This is a genomic window from Amycolatopsis sp. lyj-23, assembly GCF_046549135.1.
Classification (GTDB): Bacteria; Actinomycetota; Actinomycetes; order Mycobacteriales; family Pseudonocardiaceae; genus Amycolatopsis.
In genome coordinates, this window is record NZ_JAJPWN010000008.1 from 163,214 (window position 1) to 189,924 (window position 26,711).

The 26,711-nt window shown below is 72.2% G+C and carries 30 protein-coding genes; 13 read left to right on the forward strand and 17 right to left on the reverse strand.

The window, feature by feature from the left end:
* The first annotated feature begins 8 nt into the window (after nt 1-8).
* Nucleotides 9-1,154: an Mrp/NBP35 family ATP-binding protein gene (locus ACLJPY_RS21150; protein ID WP_410590811.1), complete on the forward strand. Its 1,146-nt coding sequence runs from the start codon at nt 9-11 to the stop codon at nt 1,152-1,154.
* A 290-nt stretch (nt 1,155-1,444) separates the two neighbouring features.
* Here ACLJPY_RS21150 and ACLJPY_RS21155 read toward each other — a convergent pair whose 3' ends face one another.
* The 5 genes from ACLJPY_RS21155 to sigE all read right to left on the reverse strand — a co-directional run bounded on the left by ACLJPY_RS21155 (nt 1,445) and on the right by sigE (nt 5,723).
* Nucleotides 1,445-1,906, reverse strand: a complete 462-nt coding sequence (locus tag ACLJPY_RS21155) for a GNAT family N-acetyltransferase (protein ID WP_410591241.1) — start codon at nt 1,904-1,906, stop codon at nt 1,445-1,447.
* Nucleotides 1,903-2,307 (reverse strand): Sec-independent protein translocase protein TatB, encoded by a 405-nt coding sequence (gene tatB / locus ACLJPY_RS21160; RefSeq protein ID WP_410590812.1) that lies wholly within the window; start codon nt 2,305-2,307, stop codon nt 1,903-1,905. The genes ACLJPY_RS21155 and tatB overlap by 4 nt, the downstream gene beginning before the upstream one ends.
* Nucleotides 2,308-2,385: 78 nt before the next feature.
* Nucleotides 2,386-3,903, reverse strand: a complete 1,518-nt coding sequence (locus ACLJPY_RS21165; protein ID WP_410590814.1) for a S1C family serine protease — start codon at nt 3,901-3,903, stop codon at nt 2,386-2,388.
* A 558-nt stretch (nt 3,904-4,461) separates the two neighbouring features.
* Nucleotides 4,462-5,115, reverse strand: a complete 654-nt coding sequence (locus ACLJPY_RS21170) for an anti-sigma factor family protein (protein ID WP_410590815.1) — start codon at nt 5,113-5,115, stop codon at nt 4,462-4,464.
* Nucleotides 5,112-5,723 (reverse strand): RNA polymerase sigma factor SigE, encoded by a 612-nt coding sequence (gene sigE / locus ACLJPY_RS21175; RefSeq protein ID WP_410590817.1) that lies wholly within the window; start codon nt 5,721-5,723, stop codon nt 5,112-5,114. Before sigE ends, ACLJPY_RS21170 begins: the two co-directional genes overlap by 4 nt.
* A 190-nt stretch (nt 5,724-5,913) precedes the next feature.
* Here sigE and ACLJPY_RS21180 point away from each other — a divergent pair, with 190 nt between their 5' ends.
* Nucleotides 5,914-6,558, forward strand: a complete 645-nt coding sequence (locus tag ACLJPY_RS21180) for an O-methyltransferase (RefSeq protein ID WP_410590818.1) — start codon at nt 5,914-5,916, stop codon at nt 6,556-6,558.
* Between the two features lie 148 nt (nt 6,559-6,706).
* Here ACLJPY_RS21180 and ACLJPY_RS21185 read toward each other — a convergent pair whose 3' ends face one another.
* Entirely contained in the window at nt 6,707-7,894 is a 1,188-nt protein-coding gene (locus tag ACLJPY_RS21185; protein ID WP_410590819.1) for an MFS transporter, read from the reverse strand.
* 62 nt (nt 7,895-7,956) lie between these two features.
* Here ACLJPY_RS21185 and ACLJPY_RS21190 point away from each other — a divergent pair, with 62 nt between their 5' ends.
* Nucleotides 7,957-8,856, forward strand: coding sequence for a LysR family transcriptional regulator (locus ACLJPY_RS21190; protein ID WP_410590820.1), 900 nt, complete (start codon nt 7,957-7,959; stop codon nt 8,854-8,856).
* 25 nt (nt 8,857-8,881) lie between these two features.
* On the opposite strand, the gene ACLJPY_RS21195 is transcribed toward ACLJPY_RS21190, so the two are convergent.
* Both ACLJPY_RS21195 and ACLJPY_RS21200 read right to left on the reverse strand, forming a co-directional pair.
* On the reverse strand, nt 8,882-10,333 hold the full coding sequence (locus ACLJPY_RS21195; RefSeq protein ID WP_410590821.1) for a leucyl aminopeptidase family protein: 1,452 nt from the start codon (nt 10,331-10,333) through the stop codon (nt 8,882-8,884).
* Between the two features lie 90 nt (nt 10,334-10,423).
* Entirely contained in the window at nt 10,424-10,591 is a 168-nt protein-coding gene (locus tag ACLJPY_RS21200) for a DUF3117 domain-containing protein (protein WP_013222969.1), read from the reverse strand.
* A gap of 199 nt (nt 10,592-10,790) precedes the next feature.
* Here ACLJPY_RS21200 and ACLJPY_RS21205 point away from each other — a divergent pair, with 199 nt between their 5' ends.
* On the forward strand, nt 10,791-11,585 hold the full coding sequence (locus ACLJPY_RS21205; protein WP_410590823.1) for an enoyl-CoA hydratase-related protein: 795 nt from the start codon (nt 10,791-10,793) through the stop codon (nt 11,583-11,585).
* A gap of 19 nt (nt 11,586-11,604) precedes the next feature.
* Here ACLJPY_RS21205 and ACLJPY_RS21210 read toward each other — a convergent pair whose 3' ends face one another.
* From ACLJPY_RS21210 to ACLJPY_RS21230, 5 genes are read right to left on the reverse strand one after another with little or no spacing between them, the layout of a single operon-like run.
* The gene (locus ACLJPY_RS21210) at nt 11,605-12,168 is read right to left on the reverse strand and encodes a DNA-3-methyladenine glycosylase I (protein WP_410590825.1); all 564 of its coding nucleotides are present in this window, start codon (nt 12,166-12,168) and stop codon (nt 11,605-11,607) included.
* The gene (locus ACLJPY_RS21215; protein WP_410590826.1) at nt 12,161-12,619 is read right to left on the reverse strand and encodes an SRPBCC family protein; all 459 of its coding nucleotides are present in this window, start codon (nt 12,617-12,619) and stop codon (nt 12,161-12,163) included. The genes ACLJPY_RS21210 and ACLJPY_RS21215 overlap by 8 nt, the downstream gene beginning before the upstream one ends.
* Nucleotides 12,616-12,939: a DivIVA domain-containing protein gene (locus ACLJPY_RS21220; RefSeq protein WP_410590827.1), complete on the reverse strand. Its 324-nt coding sequence runs from the start codon at nt 12,937-12,939 to the stop codon at nt 12,616-12,618. Before ACLJPY_RS21220 ends, ACLJPY_RS21215 begins: the two co-directional genes overlap by 4 nt.
* Nucleotides 12,936-13,604: a permease prefix domain 1-containing protein gene (locus tag ACLJPY_RS21225; protein WP_410590828.1), complete on the reverse strand. Its 669-nt coding sequence runs from the start codon at nt 13,602-13,604 to the stop codon at nt 12,936-12,938. The genes ACLJPY_RS21220 and ACLJPY_RS21225 overlap by 4 nt, the downstream gene beginning before the upstream one ends.
* Complete coding sequence (locus ACLJPY_RS21230) at nt 13,601-13,918, reverse strand: helix-turn-helix transcriptional regulator (RefSeq protein WP_410590830.1); 318 nt, start codon at nt 13,916-13,918, stop codon at nt 13,601-13,603. The genes ACLJPY_RS21225 and ACLJPY_RS21230 overlap by 4 nt, the downstream gene beginning before the upstream one ends.
* 60 nt (nt 13,919-13,978) lie before the next feature.
* Here ACLJPY_RS21230 and ACLJPY_RS21235 point away from each other — a divergent pair, with 60 nt between their 5' ends.
* The 4 genes from ACLJPY_RS21235 (at nt 13,979) to cydC (ending at nt 19,386) form a co-directional block, all read left to right on the forward strand.
* Nucleotides 13,979-15,139, forward strand: a complete 1,161-nt coding sequence (locus ACLJPY_RS21235) for a cytochrome ubiquinol oxidase subunit I (protein ID WP_410590832.1) — start codon at nt 13,979-13,981, stop codon at nt 15,137-15,139.
* 3 nt (nt 15,140-15,142) lie between these two features.
* Complete coding sequence (locus ACLJPY_RS21240; RefSeq protein ID WP_410590833.1) at nt 15,143-16,111, forward strand: cytochrome d ubiquinol oxidase subunit II; 969 nt, start codon at nt 15,143-15,145, stop codon at nt 16,109-16,111.
* 9 nt (nt 16,112-16,120) lie between these two features.
* Nucleotides 16,121-17,674: a thiol reductant ABC exporter subunit CydD gene (gene cydD / locus ACLJPY_RS21245; protein ID WP_410590834.1), complete on the forward strand. Its 1,554-nt coding sequence runs from the start codon at nt 16,121-16,123 to the stop codon at nt 17,672-17,674.
* 119 nt (nt 17,675-17,793) lie between these two features.
* Nucleotides 17,794-19,386, forward strand: coding sequence for a thiol reductant ABC exporter subunit CydC (cydC, locus tag ACLJPY_RS21250; protein ID WP_410591243.1), 1,593 nt, complete (start codon nt 17,794-17,796; stop codon nt 19,384-19,386).
* Here the strand turns inward: cydC and ACLJPY_RS21255 are convergent.
* Nucleotides 19,322-20,224 carry a glucosyl-3-phosphoglycerate synthase gene (locus ACLJPY_RS21255; RefSeq protein WP_410590835.1) on the reverse strand — a complete coding sequence of 301 codons (903 nt, stop codon included), beginning with the start codon at nt 20,222-20,224 and terminating at the stop codon, nt 19,322-19,324. The two genes, cydC and ACLJPY_RS21255, sit on opposite strands and share 65 nt — an antisense overlap.
* Nucleotides 20,225-20,276: 52 nt before the next feature.
* Between ACLJPY_RS21255 and ACLJPY_RS21260 the strand changes: the two genes are divergently transcribed.
* On the forward strand, nt 20,277-20,951 hold the full coding sequence (locus ACLJPY_RS21260; protein ID WP_410591244.1) for a lysophospholipid acyltransferase family protein: 675 nt from the start codon (nt 20,277-20,279) through the stop codon (nt 20,949-20,951).
* A gap of 5 nt (nt 20,952-20,956) precedes the next feature.
* Here the strand turns inward: ACLJPY_RS21260 and ACLJPY_RS21265 are convergent, their stop codons facing one another.
* The 3 genes from ACLJPY_RS21265 to ACLJPY_RS21275 form a co-directional block, all read right to left on the reverse strand.
* The gene (locus ACLJPY_RS21265; protein ID WP_410590836.1) at nt 20,957-21,400 is read right to left on the reverse strand and encodes a peptidase inhibitor family I36 protein; all 444 of its coding nucleotides are present in this window, start codon (nt 21,398-21,400) and stop codon (nt 20,957-20,959) included.
* A 71-nt stretch (nt 21,401-21,471) separates the two neighbouring features.
* Complete coding sequence (locus tag ACLJPY_RS21270; protein WP_410591246.1) at nt 21,472-22,056, reverse strand: TIGR00730 family Rossman fold protein; 585 nt, start codon at nt 22,054-22,056, stop codon at nt 21,472-21,474.
* A complete protein-coding gene (locus ACLJPY_RS21275) occupies nt 22,056-22,841 on the reverse strand; it encodes a TIGR00730 family Rossman fold protein (RefSeq protein ID WP_410590838.1) in 786 nt (261 codons plus the stop codon). Before ACLJPY_RS21275 ends, ACLJPY_RS21270 begins: the two co-directional genes overlap by 1 nt.
* A 202-nt stretch (nt 22,842-23,043) precedes the next feature.
* On the opposite strand from ACLJPY_RS21275, the gene ACLJPY_RS21280 reads away from it, so the two are divergent.
* From ACLJPY_RS21280 to ACLJPY_RS21295, 4 genes are all read left to right on the forward strand, one after another.
* Complete coding sequence (locus tag ACLJPY_RS21280; protein WP_410590839.1) at nt 23,044-23,994, forward strand: alpha/beta hydrolase; 951 nt, start codon at nt 23,044-23,046, stop codon at nt 23,992-23,994.
* A 26-nt stretch (nt 23,995-24,020) separates the two neighbouring features.
* Nucleotides 24,021-24,473, forward strand: a complete 453-nt coding sequence (locus ACLJPY_RS21285) for a GbsR/MarR family transcriptional regulator (protein ID WP_410590840.1) — start codon at nt 24,021-24,023, stop codon at nt 24,471-24,473.
* Between the two features lie 8 nt (nt 24,474-24,481).
* A complete protein-coding gene (locus tag ACLJPY_RS21290; protein ID WP_410590841.1) occupies nt 24,482-25,303 on the forward strand; it encodes a class I SAM-dependent methyltransferase in 822 nt (273 codons plus the stop codon).
* A gap of 118 nt (nt 25,304-25,421) precedes the next feature.
* A complete protein-coding gene (locus ACLJPY_RS21295; protein WP_410590843.1) occupies nt 25,422-26,705 on the forward strand; it encodes a helix-turn-helix domain-containing protein in 1,284 nt (427 codons plus the stop codon).
* The last annotated feature ends 6 nt before the right edge of the window (nt 26,706-26,711 follow it).

Consider the following 26,711-nt stretch of genomic DNA (forward strand, 5'->3'; position numbering starts at 1 on the left):
TGGACGGGGTGACCAGCACCCAGCAGCTCCCCAGCGTCGACGACGTCCGCAGCGCGCTGAAGAGCGTGCAAGACCCGGAGATCCGGAAACCCATCACGGACCTGGGGATGGTCAAGGACGTGGCCGTCGGCGCCGACGGCGTCGTGACGGTCGGCATCTACCTGACGGTGGCCGGCTGCCCGCTGAAGGCGACGCTGACCAACGACACGAAGGCGGCCGTCTCGAAGCTCCCGGGCGTGGCCGACGTCCGGGTCGAGCTGGACGTGATGAGCGACGAGCAGCGCTCCGAGCTGCGCAAGTCCCTGCGCGGCGACGCGGCCGAGCCGGTGATCCCGTTCGCGCAGCCGGGCTCGATGACCCGGGTGTACTGCGTGGCGTCGGGCAAGGGCGGCGTGGGCAAGTCGTCGGTGACGGTGAACCTGGCGGCGGCGATGGCCGCGCGCGGCCTGTCGGTGGGCGTGGTGGACGCGGACATCTACGGGCACTCGATCCCCCGCATGCTGGGCGCGCGCGAGAAGCCGACCAAGGTCGACACGATGATCATGCCGCCGCAGGCCCACGGCGTGAAGGTGATCTCGATCGGCATGTTCACCCCGGGCAACACCCCGGTGGTCTGGCGCGGCCCGATGCTGCACCGGGCGCTGCAGCAGTTCCTGGCGGACGTGTTCTGGGGCGACCTGGACATCCTCCTGCTGGACCTGCCCCCGGGCACGGGCGACATCGCGATTTCGGTGGCCCAGCTGATCCCGAACGCGGAGATCCTGGTGGTGACCACGCCCCAGCAGGCAGCGGCCGAGGTGGCCGAGCGAGCGGGCGCGATCGCCCTGCAGACGCGCCAGCGAGTGGCGGGGGTCATCGAGAACATGTCGTGGCTGGAGACGCCGTCCGGCGAGCGCATGGAGATCTTCGGCTCCGGCGGCGGTCAGACGGTGGCGGATTCGCTGACGAAGTCGATCGGCTCGGAGGTCCCCCTGCTGGGCCAGGTCCCGATGGACCCCCGAGTGGTCGCCCAGGGCGACGCGGGCACCCCGATCGTGCTGTCCGAGCCGGAGGCCCCGGCCTCGGCGGTGCTCAGCGACGTGGCGAAGAAGCTCTCGGTCCGGGCGCGGGGGCTGGCGGGGATGATGCTGAACGTGACCCCGGCGGGCCGCTGAGCGAAGGCCGCCGCCGGTCCGCGGGCCGGCGGCGGTCGGCACCGCTTCGAACCGGCTCGGCAGTCACCTGAAGATCAGCAATTCGGCGCCGGAAGCGATCGTCAGAGAACGGTAGCCGCCGACTCACCCGACCGGCGGCGGCCAGAACAGCCGCGGTTTTTGCAGGCCTCCCGGCCCAGAAGACCCCCAGAAACTCCCCCACCCTCTCCGGGGGGCGTCCCCAGGTCCATTCTATCGAGACCCCCCGACGAAAACCCCGAAAAGGCCGCCGCGCGGCCTGCTTGTCCACATCACGGCCGGCCTGTGGACGGCCGTGCCTCGCGTCGGTAGCCGTAGTGGATCAGGCCCGGGTGCAGCTTCCCCACCTGGTCGTACAGCGCGCGACCCGGGGCGTCTTCAAGCGTGTTCCAGTACAACCCCGGGTAACCCTGCTCCTCGGCGTCCCGCGCCACCCACTCGATCATCGCCCTCGCGACACCCCTCCGACGGGCCCGGGCCGCCACGAACAGGTCCGCCAGGTAGCACTTCCCCGCGTACCAGACACTCGCGTGGAACAGGTAGTGCGCGAACCCCACCAGCTCGCCGTCCAGCCGGGCGCCGATCCCGCGGATCCGCTCGTCGTCGAGCAGGCGCCGCCAGGTGCGTTCGTAGGCGTCGTCGCTGCGGGAAACGTCGAAGTACGCGTCCTTGCCGCGGGCCAGGACCTCCCAGCGGGCGCGGTCGGATCCGGTGAGGAAACCGATGTCGGCTATGTCGCGTCCGGGTCGATCGGTGGACGCTCGCCCGGCTTGAGCGGTTCCGGCGCCGGCTGGGTCTGGCCGCCCGCGTAACCGTTCGACGGCGTGCTGCTGCCGTTCGTGATGCCCTTGAGGCCGAGCGGGTCGGTGTCACCGTCGAACAGGTGCTGCGTCACGACCCGCTTCGGGTCGAAGTTCCGCAGTCCGCGCAGGTCCTCCAGCGGCTTGCGCAGCTGGTCGAACTCCGGGCCCATCTCCTCGCGGAGCTGCTCCTTCGCGCCGTTCGCGAACTCGCGGACCTTGCGCAAGCTCTTCGCCAGCCAGGACGCCGCCTCCGGCAGCCGTTCCGGACCGAGGATGAACAGACCGGCGATGATGAGGACGAGGATTTCGCCCCACCCGACGCTGTCGAACACCAGTCAACCTCCGCAGAAGAACCTACCCGCCCAGGGTACCCGCCACCCGCCGCGCTCCGGCAGGCCGAACGCGGGAACTCAGTCGGAAGCCAGGGTTACGTCGACGACGAAGCTGGCGCCGTCGCGGGCCAGCTGCACCGGGACCACTTCGCCGACGTCGTGCGCGCGGACGGCGACCGTCAGTTCCGCGGAGTCGCGGACTAGCCGGCTGCCGATCTTCGTGATGACGTCGCCTTCCTTGATGCCCGCGTTCGCCGCCGGGCCGCCGGGCGCGACGTTCTTGACCTGGGCACCCATCGTGGACGACCCGGCGACCGTCGACGACGCGTTGATGCCGATGTCGGCGTGCTGGACCTTGCCGTCCTTGATCAGCGCCTTCGCGATCTTGATCGCGTAGTCGCTCGGGATGGCGAAGCCGATGCCGATGCTGCCGCCGTCCGCGCCCGCCGAGCGGATCGACGAGTTGATGCCGACGAGCGCGCCGGTGGAGTCGACGAGCGCGCCACCCGAGTTGCCGTGGTTGATCGCGGCGTCGGTCTGGATGGCTTCGTAGGTGACGGGCGGGGCGCCGTTGTCGCCGCCCGCGGTGATCGGCCGGTTCAGCGCGCTGACGATGCCGGCGGTCACCGAGTTCTGCAGCGCGAGCGGCGAGCCGATCGCCATCACGGTGTCGCCGACCTGCAGGTCCGCGGACTTGCCGACCTGCAGCACGGTCGGGTTGGTGACGTTGACCTTCACGACGGCGAGGTCGGTCTTCTGGTCGGCGCCGACGAGCTTGGCTTCGGTGCGCGTGCCGTCGATGAAGACGGCGGTGACCTTGACGCCCGGGTCCGCGGCGGCGGAGGCGATGACGTGCTCGTTGGTGAGGATGTAGCCCTGCGGGTCGATCATGACGCCGGAGCCCTGCTCGCCGGATTCGGCGCCGGGCTTGAAGACCTCGAGCGAGACGACGGCGGGCGCGACGCGCTTGGCGATTTCGGCGACGGACCCGGCGGGGCGTTCCTTGCCGGCCTCGGCTTCGGCGATGGTGGCGGAGCCGGTGAGCTCGGTGCCGGTGTCGGCGACCCACCAGCCGACGAAGCCACCGGCGGCGCCGATGAGCAGCGCGACGACACCGAGCAGGACGAGCGCCTTCGGCTGCACGCGCCGCCCGAAGAGCACCTCGGGCAGGCTGAGCAGCGCACCGGGCGGCCGCTTGGCGGGCTTTTCCTCGTCTTCGGCGGGCACGGCGGGCCCGGCGAGCACGGCGGCGGCACCGGGATCACGCCACGGATCGCGGGTACCGGTCCACAGGGGCGGCTCGGTTTCGGGTGCGTCACCGGTGGCTTCGCGGGGCCGTTCGAGCAGGACACCTTCGGCACCGGGCGGCCGCCTGAAGGCCTCGGCGAGCGACTCGGGCGCGGGCGGAGCGAGGTTGACGCCGTTGGATTTCTGCGGCGAATAGAGCTTGTCGAACGCCCCGTCGACCCCTTGCGGCCTGCCGAACACGGCGGCCTGCGCCGGGTCGACAGCGGGCCGCGCGAGCGGCCGCGGGCCCAGCCGGTCGGCATCACGCGCGCCGGGCTGCTCGGGATTCACGTTCGGCTCGGTCATCATTCCCCGGTGCAGAAGATCAGGTGGCTGGGCGTGACGATACCCAAGCCCAGTGCTCCGAGTCTGCCGGTCCAGGGGTGAAGTGGCTGTTTCTTGGCTGGTTGTCCCCAGAGTGGCTGTGATGTGGACAAAACGGCGTCCAGGGGCGTTGAGCGGCGGTTTTCGTCGGGGGGTGGCGATAGGCTGGACATGGGCACGCCCCCCTAGGGAGGGCGGGGGCTGCGCTGGGGGCAGTCGTTTCGCTCGGCACTTTGATGGGGCCGCCACCCCGAAGCCGGATTGTCACTACGGACGGTGGTCCCGCGTCAAGGCGGGAAAGCGTGCCTTGACCCGGCACCATCGTCCGTGTTTTTGGCTTCGTATCGGGGTGGGCGGGGAGGTCTGGGGGGGGGACGCCCGTCAGGGCCTCGGCGTCGCCGTTCACGCTGGGGCTTCTGCCCCTGGAAGGGTTGGGGCCGGTTGTCGGGCCGCGCCGCCGAGCGTGCCCCTCGTCTGCGAGCCCTCCCCGGACACACCGAAGGCCGCCGCGAAACCGAATTCGCAGCGGCCTTCAAAGTTCGCTCAGCGGATGCCCGCGGGTACTGCCACCGGGGTCGTGCTCACCGGCGTCGAAACCGGCGCCAACGGTTGCTGTGGCACCGCCATCTGCGCCGGCAAGAGGTTCGCCGGCTGGGGTGCGCCGCCGCCTGTCTCAGGAGCTCCGTCGCCGTCTGCCGATGTTCCCACCAGGGCCAGTGCGCTCAGCACCAGGCCCGAAACCACCACGCCCGCGCCCTGTGCCGCGCGGCGCTTGAAACGGCCGCCGCCGAGGACGTTCGGGGACTGGCCCAGCGGAGCCGATGATCCCAACGGCGCCACACCACCCAGAACGCCCGAATCGCGCAGGCCCGCGACCCGTTCGGGGCGCTGGACCGCGACCAGCTGGCCGTCCGCGGTGATCGCCAGGTTGTCCGGCGTGCTCGGGAGCTCGGTGTGCTGCGGGATCGACTGGAGGCTCGCCAGGAAGCCGGCCGACATCGAGGGCGCGCCCGCCCGGCGGATCGCCTCGACCGCCTGACGCTGCGCCTGCACCTCGGCCGCGCACGCTGCGCAGCGGGTCATGTGCGACGCCGCGCGGTCGCGTGCGCCGTGGGAAAGCTCGCCGTCGACGAACGCCACCACGACGTCCGGCAGCAGGTGCGACTCGGGGAGTGCCCAGCCTCGCGGTGCGGTCATACCGTCACCTTCGCAGATTGCGGTGCGTGAGCGCGACGACGCTCGAGCGACGCGCGCAGCGCCTGGCGCCCGCGGTGGATGCGGCTGCGGACGGTGCCCAGCTTGACGTTCAGGGTCGCGCCGATCTCCTCGTACGACAGCCCTTCGACGTCGCACAGCACCACGGCGGCGCGGAACTCCGGGGGCAGCTCGTCGAGCGCCGCCTGCAGGTCCGGGTCCAGGTGGGTGTCCGTGTAGACCTGCTCGGGGCTGGGGTCGTCGCCCACGATGCGGTCGGTGTCCTCCGGCAGGCCTTCCATCCGCACGCGCGAGCGGCGGCGGGCCATGTCCAGGAACAGGTTGGTGGTGATCCGGTGCAGCCAGCCCTCGAACGTGCCGGGCTTGTAGGACGCCAGTGAGCGGAAGACCCGGATGAAGGTCTCCTGCGTGAGGTCCTCGGCGTCGTGGGTGTTGCCGGTCAGGCGGTAGGCGAGCCGGTAGACCCGGTCGCCGTGTTCACGGACGACCTCGTCCCAGGACGGGGGCGTCCAGGCCACCTCGTCCAGGCTCACGGGCTCGGCCCCGGTGTCGGCAACGGCGTTCTGCATCGCGGGAGCAGGCACCTCCATCAGCGTTTCTCCTGTCTGCTCCACCCAACGCGGGCCCTCGGCACGGTGTTCCCGTGTGTTCGGATTTCAGTCTCTCGGGGTTCCTTATGGTTCTAGTGAGACTGGACTGAGAGCAGCCTGAGAACTTCTTCCCGGGTGCTTACCAGGGAGCCTGCGCGGATTTATCGACAACCAACGCTAACCTCCGTGCGTGAACACGCCCACCCCTGCGGCCGCACCGGCCGATTCCGGGTTCGTCGACGGGTACCTGCCCGACGACGAGGTGCTGTCTTCGGCGCGGGCGCGGGCCGAGGACCTGGGCTGCACCCCGCTCAGCGCGGGTGCGGGCGCGACACTGCGCTTCCTGGCCGCGACGCTGCGCGCGAAGGCCGTCGTCGAAGTCGGCACGGGCGCGGGGGTGAGCGGACTGAGCCTGCTGCGCGGCATGGCCCCCGACGGCGTCCTGACCTCGATCGACGTCGAGCCGGAGTACCAGCGGGCGGCGCGCGCGACGTTCCGCGAGGCGGGCTTCGCCCCGGGCCGGACGCGCCTGATCATCGGCCGCGCCCTGGACGTGCTGCAGCGGCTCACGCCGGGCGGCTACGACCTGGTGTTCGTCGATTCCGCGCACATCGAGTACCCCGGCTGCTACGAGCTGGGCGTGTCGCTGCTGCGGCGCGGCGGGATCATCGCGTTCCACAACGTCCTGGCGGGTGGCCGGGTGATCGACCCGGCCCACCGCGATCCGGAGACGCTGGCCCTGCGCGAAGTGGCGAGGGCGTTCCGGGAGGACGAGCGCCTGGTCCCGGCGCTGCTCCCGGTGGGCGGCGGACTGCTGGTCGGCGCGGCTACCTGACCTCTTGTCCACAGGCAGGCCGGGCTGTGGACAACTGACTGTTCCGGAGCGGTTTCGTCGGTGGGGGCCGGTAGACTGGAACTGGGGACGCCCCCCGGAGAGGGCGGGGGCTGGGTTGGGGGCGAGGGGCCGGCGTCAGGGCCCTGTTTCAGCCCACCTCGACCAGTTCACGGCGTTCGGCACCCACCCGCGTCCCGAACCCCACCGCCGCCACCGCCAGCAGCAGCCACACCGCCACGGCCGCGATCAGCCACGCCCACCCCGCGTGCCCGTACACCCACGCTCCAGCGGCCCCGCCGACACTGCTGCCCAGGTAGTACGTCGCCGTGTACGTGCCGCCCACCTGGCCGCGGGCGCTCTCCGGTGCGTCGGCCGCCGCCCAGCCGTTCGCTACCGCGTGGGCCGCGAAGAACGCGCACGTCAGCACCAAGAAACCCGCGATCACCAGCGGCAACGAGTCCGGCAGCGTCAGCGCCGCCCCGGCCGCCGTCAGCAGGAGCGCTCCGATCAACGCCCGGCGGCGGCCCACCCGCGCCACCAGCCGTCCCGCCGCTGCCGAGGACACCGAGCCCGTTGCGTACGCCAGGAACACCAGCGACGCGATCGCCGGTGACAGGCTCAGCGGCTCGCCCGTCAGGCGGAATCCCGCAGCGTTGTAGAGCGCGACGAACGAGCCCATCGCCAGCAGCGCGACCGCGTACTGCGCCAGCAGCACCGGCTTGCTCAGCGCGGTCACCAATCCCCGCGTGACGTCCTGCAGCCGCGCGTTGCCCGTCGGCCGGGTGCCCGGCGGCAGCGTCACGACCGTCACCGCCGAGCACACCGCTCCCACCAGCGCCACGACCAGCAGCGCGCCGCGCCAGCCGAGCGGGCCGGCCGTGAACCCGCTGGCCAGCCTGCCGAGCATGCCGCCGACCGTGTTGCCCGCGATCATCGCGCCGACCGCCGCCGCGACGCCCGCTCGGCCGAGCCGTTCGGCCAGGTACGCCGCCGCCACGCCGGGGAAGCCAGCGATCGCGACGCCCTGCAGCGCGCGCAGGACCAGCAGCGCCGGGTACGACGGCATCAGCGGCAGCAGCAGGCCGAACACGACCGACGCGATGACCGACGTCAGGATCACCGGACGGCGGCCGACCACTTCGGACAGCGCCGCGATGGGCAGGACCGCGATGGCGAGCGCGCCGGTCGCGACGCTGATCGCCAGCGCTGCGCCGCCGGGATCCAGGTGGTACTGCGCGGCGAGTTGCGGCAGCACCGGCTGCGGCGCGTAGAGCAGGGCGAACGAGGAGATCCCCGCCGCGGCGACGGCGGTCTTGACTCGGCGGGAGGAAGTCACCTCCCGAAAGTAAGCAGGCCTAACCAATACGTCCAATGCACTTGCCTGGCAGGATCGATGCGATGACGTATGACTCGCTGTCCGCGCAGGTCGCGCCGCACTTGCCGCTGCTCGCCGCGCTGCGGGAGACGAGGAACGTCACACGCGCGGCCGAGCTGCTCGGCGTGCCGCAGCCGACCGTGAGCCGCCGGTTGGCGGCGCTGGCGGACGCGCTGGGCGCGCCGCTGACGGTCCCCGACGGCCGCGGCATCCGGCTGACGCGCGCGGCGGAACTGCTGGCCGAGGCGGCCGAGCGCGGGCTGGCGGCGCTGGAGACCGGCGTCCGGCTGGCACGCGAGGAGGTGTCGCCGGAGTCGGGGCACGTCGTGCTGGGGTTCCTGCACCTGCTGGGGCGGTCGTTGGTGCCTTCGCTGCTGCGCGGGTACCGAGCGCGGTACCCGGGGGTGCGGTTCACGCTGGTGCAGGGCTCGCGGCAGGAGATGGTCGACCGGCTGGCGGGCGGCGAACTGGACTTGGCGCTGGTGGCGCCGCTGCCCGACGTCCCGGCGCTGGCCTGCGCGGGCTTGGTGGACGAGGAGATCCTGCTGTCGGTCCCGGCCGGCCACCGCCTGGCGGGCCGGCGGTCGGTGCGAGTGGCGGAGCTGGCTTCGGAGGAGTTCGTGCTGCTCGAGCCGGGGTACGGCGTCCGGACGCTGACGGACGAGCTGTGTGCGGCGGCGGGGTTCACGCCGCGGATCGCGTTCGAGGGTCAGGAGTCGGATACGGTTCGCGGGCTGGTGGCGGCGGGGTTGGGGGTGGCGCTGCTGCCGCGGTTCGGCCCCGGTAGTCCGGCGGGGGTGGCGGAGGTGCCGCTTTCGCCGCGGCCGTACCGGACGATCGGGCTCGTGTGGCGGGCTGAGGAGCCGATGACGGCGGCGGTGACGGGGTTCCGCGACCACGTGCTGGCGACGGCCAAGGCTTGACCCGCCCTGGCCACTTCAGCTGGCCTCAGGCCAGTGAAGCCGCCAGCTCCACCAACGTCCGGGCCGCGAACCCCGTCGCTCCCGGGACCACTTCCTCGTAGTTCTTCTCCGACCGGGCCGGGCCCGCGATGTCCAGGTGGGCCCACGGCACCCCGTCCGTGAACTCCCTCAAGAACAGCGCCGCCGTAATCCCTCCCGGGCCGCCCGGAGTCTGGCGGACGTCGCCGAACTCGCCGCGGACGTTCTCCGCGTAGTCCTCCACCAGGGGCATTCGCCACCACGCCTCGCCCACCCGGGCCCCGGCCGCGCTCACCGCGGTCGCCAGGCCGTCGTCCGAGGCGAACAGGCCGCCCGTGCGCAGGCCCAGTGACACCTTCATCGCGCCCGTCAGCGTCGCCGCGTCCACCACGTAATCCGGGGTGAACCGCTTGATCCCGTAGGCCAACGCGTCCGCCAGGACCATCCGGCCCTCCGCGTCCGTGTTGCCCACCTCGGTCGTCTTGCCGCCGTAGTGGCGGACGATGTCGCCCGGGCGGTACGACGAGCCCGACACGTGGTTCTCCGCGCACGGCACCAGCGCCGTCACGCGGACCGCCAGGCCCAGGGCCGCGATGCCGCGGACCGCCGCGATCACCGCCGCGCCGCCCGCCATGTCCGTGCGCATCAGGTGCATTCCGTCGGCCGGCTTGATCGACAGGCCGCCCGTGTCGAACGTGATGCCCTTGCCCACCAGCAGCAGGTGCCGGGAAGCGCCTGAGGGCTTGTACGCCAGCTCGACCAGCCGCGGCGGGCGCGCGGAACCGCCGCCGACGGCCAGTACGCCGCCGAAACCCTCCGCCGCCAGCCACTTCTCGTCCCGGACCGTCACCTCGACGCGCGGGCCGGCCACGCGGGACGCCGTGTCGGCCAGCCACGCCGGCGTCTTCACGTTGGACGGCGTGTTCGCGAGGTCGCGCGTCAGCGCCCTCGCCGCGGCCAGCACCGAGGCCCGCTCGACCAGCGAAGCCAGCGCCGGCTCCGCCGACACGAGCCGGATCGTCCGCACCGACGGCGCGGGATCCTCGCCGGTCACCTTGAAGCGGTAGCCGCCCAGCAGCAGGCCCAGCACGAGCTCGGTGACATGCTCGTCCGAGGCCTCCTCGGGCAGCTCCAGCTGCACTGCGCGGAACGCCTTGCCGCCGTGCGCCACGTCGTCCGCCAGCGCCGCGTTCACCGACCGGACCAGCGCCGCGCCCGTCCTGCGGTACTCCTTCGGCTCGCCGCCGCCCAAGCCCGCGACCCAGCGGGGCCCGCCGCCGGGCACCGGCTGGACGTCGCCCGCCTTGCCCGTGATCCGGACGCCCTCGATCTCCAAGGGCTCGACGTCATCGTTGTCCGGCGCGGCCACCAGCCGGGCCGTCGGGACGCCGCGGCGGAGCTCCGCGGCGACCTCGATGTCGAGCAGGGTAGCCGGAACGGGGGGTAGCGGATTACGCACAGTGAGCAACCTTCGGGCGCTGAGGAACCGCAACCCCGGCCTCCGCAGGGAGACCGGGGTGCGACGGAAGGACGGATCGGGAAGGCGGGCTCAGCCGGTGACCTCCGCCAGTGCGGCGCCGAGGTCCTTCGCTTCTTCCGCGGAGAGTTCGACGACGAGTCGCCCACCACCCTCGAGCGGTACGCGCATCACGAGGCCCCGCCCCTCCTTAGTCACTTCGAGGGGACCATCTCCGGTCCGGGGCTTCATGGCCGCCATAGCGTGCTCCCTCCGTCTCAACCGGCGCGCCCGGGTCGCGCTCGCGTGAAAGCCAGCCGGGTCTGCTGTCCATTGTCCCTCATCAGCGGCCGGGCGCATCAGCGGAGGGGATCTTTTGCCGCCGTATCGGTGCTGGTATGCGGCCCGCGCGAGGTGAAAGACTCTCGGCCGACCGAAGTTTTCCGCGCAAGGAGAAGACGTGACCACATCCGACGTCCTGTTGACCGCCGACGCCGACGGGGTGCGCACCCTCACCCTCAACCGGCCCCAGGCGTACAACTCGCTGACCGTGGAGCTGAAGGAAGCACTGCTCGCGGCGCTGCGCGAGGCGTCCGGCGACGAAGGGGTCCGCGCGGTCGTGCTGACCGGTTCCGGCAAGGCGTTCTGCGCCGGCCAGGACCTCAAGGAGCACGTCGGGCTGCTGCAGGCGGGTGACCCCGCCCCGCTACAGACCGTGAAGGAGCACTACAACCCCATCGTGAAGGCGATCGTGTCGATGGAGAAGCCGGTGATCGCGGCGGTCAACGGCACCGCCGCCGGCGCCGGAGCCGCCTTCGCCTACGCCAGCGACCTGCGGATCGCCGCCGAGTCGTCGTCGTTCCTGATGGCCTTCGCCAACGTCGGGCTGGGCCCGGACTCGGGGGCGTCGTGGACGCTGCAGCGGCTGGTCGGCTACGGCCGCGCCGCCGAGCTGATGCTGCTGGCCCGGACCGTCGACGCGGCCGAGGCGCTGCGGCTCGGCCTGGTCGGCGAGGTCGTGCCGGACACCGAACTCGCGGGCCGCGCCCAGCAGGTCGCGGCGAAGCTCGCGGCCGGGCCGACCGTGGCCTACGCGAAGATCAAGGGCGTGCTCAACCTCGCCGCGCAGTCGACGTTCGAGGAGGCCCTCGCCGCCGAGGACGCCGCCCAGACGGCGCTCGGCGCGACGGCCGACCACACCGAGGCCGTCGAGGCCTTCGTCGGCAAGCGCAAGCCGTCCTTCCAGGGCAAGTGACGGCCGGCTGCTTCCGGGCTCAGACCGCCCGGAAGCAGCCGGCGACGTGGTCGTCGACCATGCCGGTCGCCTGCATCAGGGCGTAGCAGGTCGTCGGGCCGAGGAAGACGAAGCCGCGCTTCTTCAGCTCCTTCGCCATCGCCTTGGACTCTTCGGTGATGGCCGGGACGTCGGCCATGGTCGCCGGGCGCGCGTGCGAGTCGGGCGCGAACGACCACAGGAGGTCGTCCAGCGGCGTGTCCAAGGAAGCGATCGCCTGGGCGTTCTTGATCGCCGCCAGGATCTTCGCCCGGTTCCGCACGATCGACGCGTCCTGCATCAGCCGCTCGACGTCGGCCTCGCCGAACTTCGCCACCTTCGCCGGCTTGAACTGCTTGAACGCCTTCCGGAAGCCCTCGCGCTTGCGCAGGATCGTGATCCACGACAGGCCCGATTGGAACGACTCCAGGCAGAGCCGCTCGTACAGCTCGTCCTGCCCGTGCAGCGGCGTGCCCCACTCCTTGTCGTGGTACTCCGCGTAGTCCGGGGTCGAATTGCCCCAGCTGCACCGCGCGACGCCGTCGGCGCCGATCAGCTCACTCATCCCCACCCACCGAATAGTTCTCCGCGAACCGCGCGAACCGCCGCAGCGACTGGCGGACCCCCAGCGCGAACGCCGGCCGCACGACCGGCCAGCCGAGCCTGCCCAGCGGCCCGAACGGCAGCCGCAGGTGCTCGGCCCAGACGAACGTCGAGCGCGCCGCACCCTTCGGCACCACCTGGAACGTACCGGTGCCCTGCACGAAGCTGCCCAGGTGCCGGACCGCGCACCGGACCGGCGGCTCCCAGCTGGTGATCTCCATGGTGTCGGTGAAGCCGAGGCCGGCCACGCCGGTGAACGCCGAGAGCCGCGAGCCGACGCTGCGGCCGTTGCCCTCGACCACCTCGACCTCGGTGCCGAGCATCCACTCGCCCTGGCGCGCCCAGTCGGTCAGCGCGAGCCAGGTCGTGCCCGCCGGCGCGCGGACGTCGACCGAGAGGATCAGGTCCGTCACGGGGACGCCTCTGGCGTGCTCTCCCGCTCGCGTTCGCGCTGCTCCAGCTCGGCGACGCGGGCGCGCAGCTCGTCGATCTCGACGCCGAGCCGCCGCACCACCCAGTCCACTTCGGACATCTTGTAGCCGCGGAACACCAGCTGGAAGCGGACGTCGGCCAGGTCGTCGCCGGTGATGTCCTCCGCGGGCAGCCGCGTCGGCGAGCTGCCGGGGGGCAGCGGGGCGAGCTCCTCACCCCGGCCGAAGACCACGGCGGCCAGCAAGAACACCACGGCCGCCACCAGCAGCATGACTACGAGGTAGATCAGCGCGGTCGTCACGCGACGATCGTGGCATACTCACCCCAGGATCGTCTCGCGAGCACGACGAGCCGGACCGAAAGCGCCACCCAAGCGAACATCAGCAGCACGCACGGGACGCTCAGGAACAGCCGTGAGACGTCGACGAAGCCGGTCGCGCCGATCACCAGCCCGAGCGAGGCGAGGTTGACGCCGACCGCGAGCGCGATCAGGATCCCGCAGAACCGGGCGAGCCCGGTCCCGTCGACGCGGCGGCTCAGCCAGCGGATGCCCAGCAGGGCGACGATCCCGATCACCGGCACGACGAAGACGGCGCCGTGGGAAGCGTGCGCGACGACCCGGTACCAGGCCGGGGTCGGCGTCGACAGGTTCGTCCATTCGCCGAAGGTGAGGATCCGGGCGTAGTCCCACGAAACCTGCATCAACGGGACGCCGATGACGAGCTTCCACAGCGTGCGGACGCCGCTGAGCATGCCCAGTTCGGCCTGGTAGTCGCGGGCGACGACGGCGGCCGGGCCGAAGTCGGCGACGGCACGGCGCTCGGCTTCCTCGCCGGGCCACCCGCCGGCGCGGTAGGCGTCGGCGGCGTCGTGGAGGCCGTCACGGGCCTCCTCCAGCAGGTCGGCCTTGAACCGGCCGCAGCCGTGCAGCCGCCGGTCGAGGTCGGCCAGGTATTCGTCGATCATGCTTCCAGCACTCCCCCGATGACGGCGGTGAACTCCCGCCAATCCGCGCGTTCGGCCGCCAGTGCCTGCTGGCCGGAGCGGGTGAGCCGGTAGGTGCGCCGCTTCCGGCCGGACACCGTGTCCCATTCGCTGGCCAGCCAGCCGGCGCGCTCGAGCCGGCGCAGCGCCGGGTAGACCGTGCCGGTCGGCAGGTCGAGCGCGCCGTCGCTGCGCAGCTGGAGCGCCTCGATGATCGCGTAGCCGTGCAGTTTCCGGCCGTCGAGCACGGCCAGCAGCAACGCGTCGAGGTGCCCGCGCAGGGTGTCCGCCTTCATGGGTACGCAGTCTACACGTCGGCTCGCTACATGTAGGCAGACTACGTGTAGCCTGCCTACATGAACGCACTCCCGGTCGCGAGACTCCAGTTCGCGACGACGACTTCGTTCCACTTCTTGTTCGTGCTGCTCACGCTGGGGCTGGTCACGCTGGTGGCCGTGATGCAGACGCGCTGGACGCTCGGCGGCAAGCCCGAGCTCCTGCGGATGACGCGGTTCTGGGGCCGCCTGTACGTGATCAACTACGCCCTCGGGATCGCCACCGGAATCGTGATGGAGTTCCAGTTCGGGCTGACCTGGACCGGGCTGTCGGCCTTCGCCGGCGACGTCTTCGGGGCGCCGCTGGCCATCGAGACGCTGGTCGCGTTCTTCCTCGAGTCGACCTTCCTCGGCCTGTGGATCTTCGGCTTCGGGCGGCTGCCCAAGGGCCTGCACCTGGCGCTGATCTGGCTGGTCACGCTCACCGCGTACGCCTCGGCGCTGTTCATCATGGTGGCCAACTCGTTCCTGCAGGACCCGGTCGGCAGCCACGTCGAGAACGGCGCACTGCGCCTCGACGACTTCGGCGCGCTGTTCTCGAACCCGGCGCTGGTCGCGTCGCTGCCGCACGTGCTCAGCGCCGGGCTGGTGACCGGCGGGTTCTTCGTCGTCGGCGTCAGCGCGTGGCACTTCGTCAAGCGCACCACCGAGGTCGAGTTCTTCGGCCGTTCGATGCGGATCGGCGTGGTCGCTTCGCTCGCCGGCTCGATCTTCGTGGTCAACCAGGGCTTCGCGCAGTTCGGCCAGCTGAAGGTGTACCAGCCGGACAAGCTGGACGAGAACGTCGTCGGGATGCCGCTGGGCGCCATGATCGGGCTCGGGTTCCTGATGTTCGCCTGCGCGCTCCTCGGCACGCTGCTGCTGTTCCGCAACTGGCTCACGAAGGCCCGGTTCCTGCACTACCTGATGGTCGCGGCGATCCCGCTGCCTTTCCTCGCGGCGATCATGGGCTGGCTGGTGCGCGAGCTCGGCCGCCAGCCGTGGCTGGTCTGGGGCAAGCTGCGCACCGCCGACGCGGTCGCGGGCGTCCCGGCGGGCCAGATCCTCTTCTCCTTCATCGCTTTCACACTGCTGTTCGCCGCGCTCGCGGTGGCCGACTGGGTGCTCATGGCGCGCGTCGCCAAGCGCGGCCCGGACCCGGTCGAAGCGCCCGCCGAACGGCCCGTCCTGAGCGGAGTCTGACCGATGACGACCTTCTGGTGGTCCGTGCTGGGCCTGCTGACCTGCGGCTACTTCGCGCTGGCGGGGTACGACTACGGCGTCGGCATGCTGCTGCCCGGGTTCGAGGCCGGCGAGCGGCGGCGACGGCAGACGCTCGGCGCGCTCGGGCCGTTCTTCCTGGCCAACGAGGTGTGGCTGGTGGCGGCCGTCGGCCTGCTGTTCGGCGCGTTCCCGCACCTGGAGGCGCAGGTGTTCACCGGAGCGTACGTCCCGGTAGTGACGCTGCTGCTGGGGCTGGTGACGTTCACGGCGTCGATGCAGCTGCGCAGCCGCCGCCCGGACGCCCGCCGCGGCGCCTGGACGGCCGGCATCGTCGGCGGCGCGCTGGTGACGGCGCTGTCGTGGGGCCTGTTCCTCGGCAACCTGGTCGTCGGGCTGCCACCGGTCGGCGATCTGTTCGCGCTCTTCAACCCCTACGCGGCGCTGTGGGCGCTGGGGTTCGTCGCGCTGTTCTGCCTGCAGGGCGCGGTGTTCCTGGCCGTGCGGGCGCCGGCCGAGCTGACCGGCCGCGCGGTCCGGCTGGCGCGGGCCTTCTCGACGCCGGTGCTGGCCTTCCTCGTGATCGCGACGGGGTGGGGTTTCTTCGCGCTCGACGACGTTTCGGTGTTCGCCGCGGTGGCGGCGGCGCTGGCCTTCGCGGCGTTCGCCGTCACCCGGCTCGGGCTGGCGGGGCGGCGGTACCGGGTCGCGCTCGTGGGGTCGATGGTGCTTTCGGCGTGTCCGGCACTGCTCGCCGGGACGTTGCGGTTCCCCACGGTGCTGGTTTCGTCGGGGCACGCCTTGCCGCTCGACCAGGCGGCGACCGCGCCGGAGACGTTCGCGGTGCTGGCCTGGTTCACGCCGCCGTCGCTGCTGGTGCTGCTGGTGGTGCAGTGGCTGACGTGGCGTGCGCACCGCCGTCCCGTCGACCAGCACTCGCTGCTGCACTTCTAGGGGGACGCCGTGCCTGCTCTGCCCGGACTCCGGCGGTACCTGGCCGGATTGGGCCTCCTCGGCGTCTTCACTGCGCTGGCGGTGCTCCTCCAGGCCGAAGGCCTGGCCACGCTGCTGACCGGCGGCGGACTTCCGGTGGTGCTGGTCGTGGCCGTCGCCGCGCGGTTCCCGCTCACCTGGGGCCACGGTGTCCTCAGTGGACGGTTTGCGGCGTCGGTCCGCGCTTTTCTGCGCCGCCGGCTGCTTTCGTCCACTTCGGACCGCGCGGGTGTCGTCGCGACGCAGGTCACGCGGGGCGTCGACGCCACGGACAGCTACCTGACCGGGTACCTGCCCGCCCTGGTCGTGTCGGTGGTGGTGCCGGTCGCGGTGATCGTGCGGCTGTTCACCACGGATCTGGCCTCGGCGGTGGTCGTGGTCGTGACGCTGCCGCTGATCCCGGTGTTCGCGGTCCTGATCGGGAAGCACACGCGGGCGTCGGCCCAGTGGGAGCTGCTGACGAAGCTGGGCGGGCACTTCCTGGACGTCGTCCGCGGGCTGGGGACGCTGAAGGTGTTCGGCCGGGCGGCGGAGCAGGCGGCGACGGTGCGGTCGATGGCGTCGGCCCACGCGGACGCGACCATGAAGACGCTGCGGGTGGCGTTCCTGTCGGCGCTGGTGCTGGAGCTGGTGGCGACGTTGTCGGTGGCGCTGGTGGCGGTGCCGATCGGCTTCCGGTTGCTTTCGGGTGACCTGGCGGCGCGGCCGGCGTTGCTGATCCTGCTGCTGACGCCCGAGGCGTACTTGCCGCTGCGGGCGGCGGGCGCGAAGTTCCACGCGGCGACGGAGGGGTTGACGGCGTTGCGGGAGGCTTTGGCGGCGCCGGTGGTGTCTTCGGCATCCGGAACTCGGTGTCGTCGCCGGGGTGCACCTTCTGTTGTCCTGGAGCGGGTTTCCGTTCGCTTCGCCGGGGTGCCGGCATTGTCCGATGTGGATCTCTCGGTACCCGCCGGGTCGCGGGTGGCCCTGGTGGGGCCGAGCGGTTCGGGGAAGAGCACGCTGCTGGCGGTGCTGATGGGTTTCGTGACGCCGTCTTCGGGGCGGGTCCTGGTGGACGGGGTGGATCTGCGTTCGCTGTCCTCTTCGGACTGGCTGGCCGACGTGGCGTGGGTACCGCAACGGCCGACGTTGTTCCAGGGAACGCTGCGGGAGAACATCGCTTTGGGTGCTCCGGCCGACGTCCCCGCGGCGGCCCGGGCGGCAGCACTGGACGCGGTGGCCGCGGGGTTGCCCGACGGGCTCGACACACAGGTCGGCGAGCTGGGCGAGGTGCTGTCGGCGGGCCAGCGGCAGCGGGTCGGCCTGGCGCGGGCGTTGGCGCGGACTTCGGCGGGGTTGGTGTTGCTGGACGAGCCGACGGCTCGGTTGGACGCACGAACGGAAGCGGCGGTGCTGTCGGCGACGCGGCGGCTGTTGCCGGACCGGACGGCGGTTCTGGTGGCCCACCGGCCGGCGATGGTCGCGCTGGCGGACCGGGTGATCGAGCTGCGCGACGGGCGGGTTTGTACGGGAGTGGGGGTGTGATGTCAAGTTCGGTATCCACAGGGCCGGAGTTGTCCACAGATCGCCGAGCGGCGCTTTTTTCCGGGGTGGGGGCGGTAGGATGGGATCGGGGACGCCCCCCGGGAAGGGTGGGGGCTGCCCTGGGGTCCTGGGGGCTGTCCACAAAGGACCTCCTCCGCCTTCTCCGCACCGCCCTGCTCGGGGCGGCCGCCGAGCTCGCCGCCCTCGGGCTCATGGCCACCGCGGCCTGGCTGCTGCTTCGCGCCGCCGAGCGGCCGCCGCTGGCCTCGCTCACCGTGGCCAGCGTCGGCGTCCGGACGCTCGCGCTCCTCCGCGGGGGCCTCCGGTACGCTGAACGGCTCGCCGGGCACGATGTCGTCCTGCGGTGGCTCGGCCGGCTGCGGACCCGTCTCTACCAAGCCCTGCTGCCCGGCACCCGGCACTCCGGCGGGGACCTCGTCACCCGGCTCGTGTCCGATGTGGACGCCCTGCAGGACGCCGTCCTGCGGTGGGTGCTGCCCGCCGGGGTCGCCGCCGTCGTCGGGGGCGCCGCGGTCGCGGTCACCGCCACCGCGTCGGCGCAGGCGGCCGCCGTGCTCGGCGCCGGGTTGCTCGGCGCCGGGGTGCTGCTGCCCTGGGGCGTTGTCCGGCTCACCGCCGAAGCCGCCCGGGAGAGCGCTCCGCACCGAGCCGAACTCGCCGAACGGGCCGTCGAGCTCGTCACCGGGCACCGGGAACTCGTCGCCGCCGGGGTGCTCGGCGAACACCGGCGGCGAGCCACCGGAGTCGTCCGCGCGATCGCCGACCGCGAACGCACGACCGCGGGCAGGACCGCCCTGCTCACCGCCGCCGGGGTGCTCGTGCAGCTGGCCACCGCCGTCGGCGTCGGGCTGCTCTGCCACGCCTCCGGGCCCGGGACCGCCGCCCTCACGCTCACTGCCGTCACCGCCTTCGAGGTCGTCCTCCCGCTGATCGGCGCCGCGCGGCGCGTGCCGGAAATCCGGGCCTCCGCTGCCCGCCTTCGAGCGGTGCTGGCGCACGAAGCTGCTCCTGCGGGGACCTGGACCGCGGCCAACGGCCATTTCCGGCTCGAGAACGCCGGTGTCCGCCACCCCGGCCGGGCGCCGGCGCTCCGGGACATCGAGCTCGACCTGCCGCCCGGCAAGCGCGTCGGCGTCCTCGGCCCCAGCGGCGCCGGCAAGACGACCCTCCTCCGCCTGCTCCTCGGCAGCCAGGCGCCCACCGAAGGCCGCGTCACCCTCGACGGCCATCCACTCAGCGAGTACGCCGACCTGTCGAAGACCATCTCGGGCGCCGAAGCCGACGCCCACGTCTTCCACACGACCGTGCGCGAGAACCTGCTGCTCGCCAAACCCGGCGCGACCGACGAGGAACTCCGGGAGGCCTGCGAAACCGCCGGGTTCGACCTGGACCTCGACCGCGACACCGGCCCGGACGGCGACGCGCTGTCCGGCGGTCAGCGCCAGCGGCTGGTCCTCGCCCGGGCCGTCCTGGCCGCGCCGGCCGTCCTCGTCCTCGACGAGCCCGTCGAAGGCCTCGACCCGGCCCACGGCGACGCCGTCCTCGCCAAGGTCCTCGCGAAGGCGAAGGGCAGCGTGGTCCTCGTCACCCACCGCCCCGAGCACCTCGACGGCTTCGACGAGGTCCTCACCCTCGAGGACGGGCGAGCACTTCCCGCATCGGCGGCCGGTCGGCGACGCGGACGTCCGTGACGTCCGGCAGCCACTCCTCGTCCACCGGCACGAACTGCGTGAACGGCGCGTCGGCGGCCGGGACGCCGCAGCGCTCGAGTGCCGTGCCGAGGATCTGGCGGGACATCACCCCGAGCTGGCGCAGCGACCGGTTCCGGTGCTTGCGGACGCCCAGGTTGACCTGCGCGAGCGCGTCGAGGCCGTACCGCGCTTCGGCGTCGAGCAGCAGCCCGATCTCGACGCCGTAGCCGGCGGCGAACGGCACCGACTCGAGGAACTCGCGGGTGCCCGCGTACTCGCCGCCGAGGGGCTGGATCAGCCCGCCGAGCGCGGGCCGCAGCGCCGACAGCACCGGCCGCGCCAGCAGCTCGGTGACGCGGCCGCCGCCGCTGCTCTCCAGGCGCAGCGGACGGCGGTAGAAGCCCTTGACCAGGTGGACGCCGCTTTCCGACACCAGCGGCCCGAGCAGCGACGGCACGAACGCCGGGTCCGGGTCGACCAGGTCGGAGTCGAGGAAGACGACGAAGTCGCCGGTGGTCGCGGCCAGCGAGCGCCACAGCACCTCGCCCTTGCCGGGGACCGGCGGCAGGTCGGGCAGCACGTCCTCGCGGCGGACCACCCGCGCCCCGGCGGCCTCGGCGGTCTTCACGGTGGCGTCGGTCGAGCCGGAATCCACGACGACCAGCTCGTCGACGACCGAGCCGACCAGCGGCCGGACCGACGCGACGACGTCACCCACGGTCCGCTCCTCGTCGAGGGCCGGTAGCACGACCGAAACCGTCCGGTCACCCTTCGCGGCCACGATGTCCCCGGGCGTCCACCCGGGCTCCTGCCACGTACGCCGCTCGAACCAACTCACGGGTAACGATCGTGCCATGCTGGGGGCCACCGCCACCGAGGAGGAGGACCACTTGATCGCGCTGCTTGTCCGGTTCGTGCTGGGCCCGCTGGCCAGGGCGGTGTACCGGCCGGAAGTGCACGGCGTGGAGAACGTGCCGCTCAGCGGCCCGGTGCTCCTGGCGGCGAACCACCGCGCCGCGCTCGACACCGGCGTGATCACGTTCGCGACGCCGCGGCAGGTCAAGTTCCTGGGCAAGGCGGAGTACTTCGCCGGCAAGGGGCTCAAGGGCAAGGCACTGGCCGGCTTCCTCGGCGGCCTCGGGTACGTCCCGGTCGAGCGCGGCAACGCCCAGGCGGGCCTCGCCGCCCTGGAGGCGGCCCGCAAGGTGCTCGACGCGGGCGGCGTCTTCGCGATCTACCCCGAGGGCACGCGCTCCCTGGACGGCCGGCTGCACCGCGGCCACACCGGCGTCGCGGCACTGGCCCTGGCGACCGGGGCGAAGGTGGTACCGGTCGCACTGACCGGCACCGAAAACCTCCAGCCGCACGGGGCGAAGATCCCCCGCCCGGCCAAGATCGGCATCACGTTCGGCAAGCCGCTGGACTTCTCGCGCTACGAGGGCCAGGACTACTCACCGGCGATCCGGCGGTCGGTCACCGACGAGGTGATGTACTCGATCCTGGAGATCTCGGGGCAGGAGTACGTGGACACCTACCACAAGCGGCCGAGCGAGGGCGTGGCCTGAGGCGGCTACGGAACCAGCCAGCGCAGCGAGCTGGTGATCCCGGCGAAGTTGTACTTCGGCTCCAGCGGACCCCGCCAGCCGTTCGCGACGAGCAGGTGCCGGCCCTTGTCGTCGTAGTGGATGTTCTCGTAGAGACCGAACAGCATGCCGCTGCGGTTGTAGGCGTACTTGAACTTGTCGTTGAAGACGTAGCCGTTGATCGGCTTGGTCAGGTCCTCGTCTTCGGTCTTGAAGTACGCCCAGTGGCCGGTGGCGTCCGCGTTCTCCCAGGCGCAGAACCGCCCCTCCGGGCAGGCGTCCCAGCTGCTGACCGTGGCGAACCCCATGAGCACGGCGCTTTCCGAAGCCTCGGCGGGCGCCGCGGCGACGGCGAGCGCCGCCACCGGCACGGCGGCGGCCGCCAGCGCTTTCCGGGCGGCGCGACCCCGCGACCTGTTCCACTCGACCATGACCGTTCCTCCCGATGCGTCGTGCGCTGACGCCGGTACACGCGCGGTGCGGCGGAACGGTTTAGCCGGCTTCAGATCCCCGGCGTTTCCTTCGCCCACTTCGGCGGGGCCGGCGGCTCGTAGCTGTCGAACCGGTCCAGCAGCGCCGCCGGGTCGGCGTCGGTCAGCAGGAGCCGCCGGTAGCCCTCCCGCACGAAACCTTCGGTCACCATGTGGTCGGCGAACGCCATCAAGGGCGCGTAGTACCCGTCCACGTCGACCAAGCCGATCGGCTTGCCGTGCAGGCCGAGCTGGGCCCACGTCCAGACCTCGAACAGCTCCTCCAGCGTGCCCGCGCCGCCCGGGAGGGCGATGAACCCGTCGGACAGCGCCGCCATCTTGGCCTTGCGCTCGTGCATGTCGGCGACCACGTGCAGCTCCGACAGGCCCGCGTGCGCGATTTCCACCGACGACAGCGCCTCCGGGATCACGCCGATCACCTCGCCGCCGGCGGCCAGGGCCGCGTCGGCGACCACGCCCATCGTGCCGACGCTCGCGCCGCCGTACACCAGGCCGATGCCGCGTTGGGCCAGCAGCTTGCCCAGCGCCGCCGCCTGCTCGGCGTACCGCGGCGAGAAGCCCATCGACGAGCCGCAGAACACGCAGATCCGCCGCATCAGTGCGAGTCCTCCCACGCCTGGTAGGAGTCCTGCACCACGCGGACGGCGTCGTCGATGTCGTCGGTCAGGTGCAGCAGGTCCAGGTCGGCCGGGCTGATCTTGCCCTCGGCCATCACCGAGTTCTTGATCCAGTCGTAGAGGCCGCCCCAGTAGTCGCTGCCGAAGAGCACCACCGGAAACTTCGTGACCTTCTTCGTCTGCACCAGGGTCAGCGCCTCGAACAGCTCGTCGAGCGTGCCGAAGCCGCCGGGCAGGCAGATGAAGGCCTGCGAATACTTGATGAACATCGTCTTGCGGGCGAAGAAGTACCGGAAGTTGACGCCGAGGTCGACCCACGGGTTCAGGCCCTGCTCGAACGGCAGCTCGATGCCGAGCCCGACGGAGAAGCCGCCGGCCTCGGCCGCGCCGCGGTTGACCGCCTCCATCGCGCCCGGGCCGCCGCCGGTCATCACCGCGAAGCCGGCGTTGGCCAGCGCGCCGCCGATCTTGCGGCCGAGCTCGTACTCCGGGTTGTCGCGCTTGGTGCGGGCCGAACCGAACACCGTGACCGCGCGCGGCACCTCGGCGAGCGCGCCGAAACCTTCGACGAACTCCGCCTGGATCCGCAGCACGCGCCAGGGGTCGGTGTGCACCCAGTCGCTCGGGCCGCGCGAGTCGAGCAGCCGCTGGTCGGTCGTGCTGCCCTGGTCACGGCGGTCGCCGCGGAGCACGACCGGGCCCTTCTGGCGCTCCACCGGGCGTTCGGGGTACTGGCCGTCCGGCCACTCAGACTGTTCGCTCACTACGCCATGTTACGGCCTGACCGCCGGCGGAAAGGGCGGCAACGCCGTGGCGGTGCACCCCGGTGGCGAGCAGGTTGCCGGGCCGTGAACCCGGACCGTCCCTCCACAGTGGAGCACACCGGGCCTGGACAGCGACCGAAGGCTTGCTATAGATTTCAGTCGTGACTGAAACTACTAGCAGAAGCAATCGGGAGTGGTGGTCGTGACGGTGCAGCCGGAACCCGTGTTCTTCACCAGCCTGGGCACCCGCTGCGCGGGCGACCTCTACGTGCCCGACGGCGTGTCCGCGGACTCCCCGGCCCCCGCGCTGGTGCTCGGGCACAGCGGCGTGATGGTGAAGGAGGCACTGGTCTACTTCGCGCCCTACTTCGCGGCGGCGGGCTTCGTCGTGCTGGCCATCGACTACCGGACCGTCGGGTCGAGCGAAGGCGAGCCGCGCGGGCTGGACTACCCGGAGCGCCAGGTGGAGGACTTCCGCAGCGCGATCTCCTACCTCCGGACCCGTCCGGAGGTCGAGCCCGAGCGCATCGGCCTGTGGGGCGTCAGCATCGGCGGCTCGGTCGCCGTCCAGGCCGCCGTGCTCGACCGGCGCGCCAAGTGCGTCGTCGTGCAGAGCCCGAGCGTGTGGAACGGGTGGCGGTACCTGGAACGGCTGCTCGGCCGGAACGGGCTGCACGCCCTGCGCGGGCGGCTCGACGAGGACTGGCAACGCCGCTACGAGACCGGCGAGAGCGCGCGGGTGCCGCACCTGAACCTGGACCACGAGAACGCCAAGGGCGCCCAGGACCTGTCGATGGAGCTGTATCCCACCTACCGCAACGAAAAGACCCTCGACTCCACCGAGCACCTGCTCACCTTCGCGCCGGAGAACCTCATCGACCGGCTCGCGCCGACCCCGCTGCTGATGATCGCCAACGGCGGCCACGACCCGTACCACATGCTCGAGGAAGCCCAGACCGCCTTCGCCAGGGCCGGCGAGCCCAAGCGGCTGGAAGTCCTGCCCTACGACGTCCTCGGCCTCTACACCGGCCCCGGGCTCGAGGAGGCGATGGCGCTGGCCGTCGAGTGGTTCGACCGCTACCTGCGCCGGACCCGGCTCGCGACGCCCACCCCGACGCCTACGCCGGAATCCGTCGCCGCTATGAAACGGTGAGCAGCGGACACAGGGAGTGAGGCGTCATGGGCGACGAACGGCAGGACCGGCTCATGCGGTGGGTGGAACGCGTGGCCACCTTCTGCGTGGAGGAGTGGGGGCTGCCCCCGATCACCGGCCGTGTCCTCGGCTGGCTGATGATCTGCGACCCGCCCGAGCAGTCCGCGGGGGCGATCGCCGACACGATCCAGGCCAGCCGGGCGTCGCTCACCTCCAACATGCGCCTGCTCACCACCATCGGGCTGGTGCGCAAGGTCCGCCGCCCCGGCGACCGCACCGCCTACTACCGCATCGAGGACGACGCCTGGCACAAGGTCGTCCAGCGCAAACTCGACAGCCTCAGCGCGTTCGGCGAAATCGCCGACGAGGGCTTCGCCATCACCGGCCACGAAGGCCCCGGCACCGAGCGCATCAGGGCGGCCCGGGAATCCCTGACCTGGCTGCGGGACCTCGCCGCCCGCAACCCCCCGAAGCGCTAGGAACACCCATGCCATCCCCGCTCCGCCTGGACCCGGTCCAGGAGACCCTGCTGCTCACCCTGTACGCACGAGCACTCGACAGCAAGGCGCCGCACCCGATCCTCGGCGACACCCGGTCCGCCGGGCTCGCGGACCGGATCGCCGAGGACACCGGCTACGACTTCGCGAAGCTCAAGCTGAAGCCCAGCCTCGTCACCAGCACCGCGCTGCGCGCGAAGAAGCTCGACGACGTCATCCGCGGGTTCGTCGCCGCGCACCCCGACGCGGTCGTCGTCGACCTGGGCTGCGGCCTCGACCCCCGGTGGGCCCGCTGCGCCCCGCCCGACGGCGTCGACTGGTACGACATCGACTTCCCCGAGGTCATCGAGCTGCGCCGGCGGTACCTCCCGGACCGGACGCACCTGGTGGCCGCCGACGTCACCGAGCCCGGCTGGTCCGGGACGCTGCCCGGCGACCGGCCCGCCGTGGTCGTGGCCGACGGCGTGCTGCCGTTCCTGCCCGGCGACTCGTTCCGGACCACGCTCCGCCGGCTGACCACCCGGCTCCGGAGCGGCGAACTCGCGTTGAACGGCTACACCCGCTTCGCCGCCTGGGCGATGAAGTACCACCCGTCGATCAAGGCCCTCGGCATCGCCGCCGCCCAGGGCTTCGACGACCCCCACGAGCCGGAACAGTGGGACGCCGGCCTGACCTTCGCCGAGGAGCAGCTCCTCACCCGCGCCCCGGAGGTGGCCGCGTTCCCGCAGCCGCTGCGGGCGCTCACCCGACTGGTCGCGCGCAGCACCGCGTTGTCCCGCCAAGGCACGCGCGTACTCCGCTACCGATTCTGATCCGGCGGCCACGAGACGGGCCTGCTGCTCACAGGCAGAAAGCGCTGTCCCGGATGGCCGGACGGGCATCGATCTGTCCGTTCCCGCGCTCACCGGGCCGATGACCTACCGTGGGGAGATGACCAGCGCCCCCGCCGAACCGCTCGGCGCGCGGATCCGGCGGCTGCGCACCGGCCGCGGCTGGACCCAGCGCGAGCTGGCCGAGCCGGGCTACGACCGGGGCTTCCTGGCGAAGGTCGAGACCGGCAGCCGGCCGCCTTCGGAGGAGATGCTCGCCTACCTGGCGCAGCGGCTCGGGCTGACGGTCGACGACCTGCGGTTCGGGCGGCCGCCCGGCGTCGCCGACGAGCTGCGCGCGGCACTCGACGAGGGCTACCGCGACCTGGAGCAGGGCCGGATCGCCGCCGCCGAGGCGCGGTTCGCCGCCGTGGGCGCGCAGGCGGCGGGCTACCACCTCGGCGACGTCGAGTGCTACGCCCGGTTCTGCCGGGCCGAGGTGAAGTGGCAGCTCTTCGACGTCTCGGGAGCCCAGCGGGCGCTGGAGCACGCCGACGAGCTGGCCGCCGCGGCGCCGCCGTGGTTGCGGGCGATGATCGCGCACCGGTGGGCGGGCTGCCGGTTCCAGAGCGGCGACCCGGGTCCGGCGATCGCGCGGATCGAAGCCGAACTGGCGGCGCGGCCCGCCGACCCGGACGCCGAGTTGTGCCTGCTCACCGCGTTGATCCACCCGCTGATGGAGATGGGCGGCCTGCACCGGGCCCGGCGCGCCGCCGAGGACGGGCGGCGGCTGGCGCGGGCGGCGACGCGGCCGGACTTCGTCGCGCGGTTCCACCGGCAGGCGTCGCAGGTGTGGCAGGCGATCGGCCGCGCGGACCGGGCCGACGAGGACCTGACCGAGGCGTGCCGGCTGTTCGCCTCGGTGGGGTTCGAGCGCGACGCGGCGCGCTGCCGCTGGGCCCGCGGCTACCTGCTGCGCCACCTGGGCCGCCTCGACGAGGCCCGCGCGGAGCTGACGGCGGCGCGCGACCAGCTGGCGGCGATCGGCGCCGAGGAAGGCTTCGCGGGGGCGACGCTCGAACTGGCCGAGGTCCGGCTCCGCCAAGGCGCCCCGGAAGAGGCCGCGGCACTGGTCACCGAGGTCCGCGCACTGCTGTCCCGTGACGTCGAATCGCTGGGCGAGGCGACGAGCCTGCTCGGGCAGGTCGCCCGCACCCGGGGCGACCTCGAGACGGCGATCCGGCTGCTGCGGGAAGCGTTCGAGGTCCAGACCGGCGCGTCCCTGCACGGGGCGGCAGTTTCGACCGCCCTGCGGCTCGGCGACGCGCTCCGACAACGTGGTCATCTCGACGAAGCGATCGAGGCGTACCGGCGCGGCCTGGACTCGGCGGCCGGCACCGACTAGCGGACC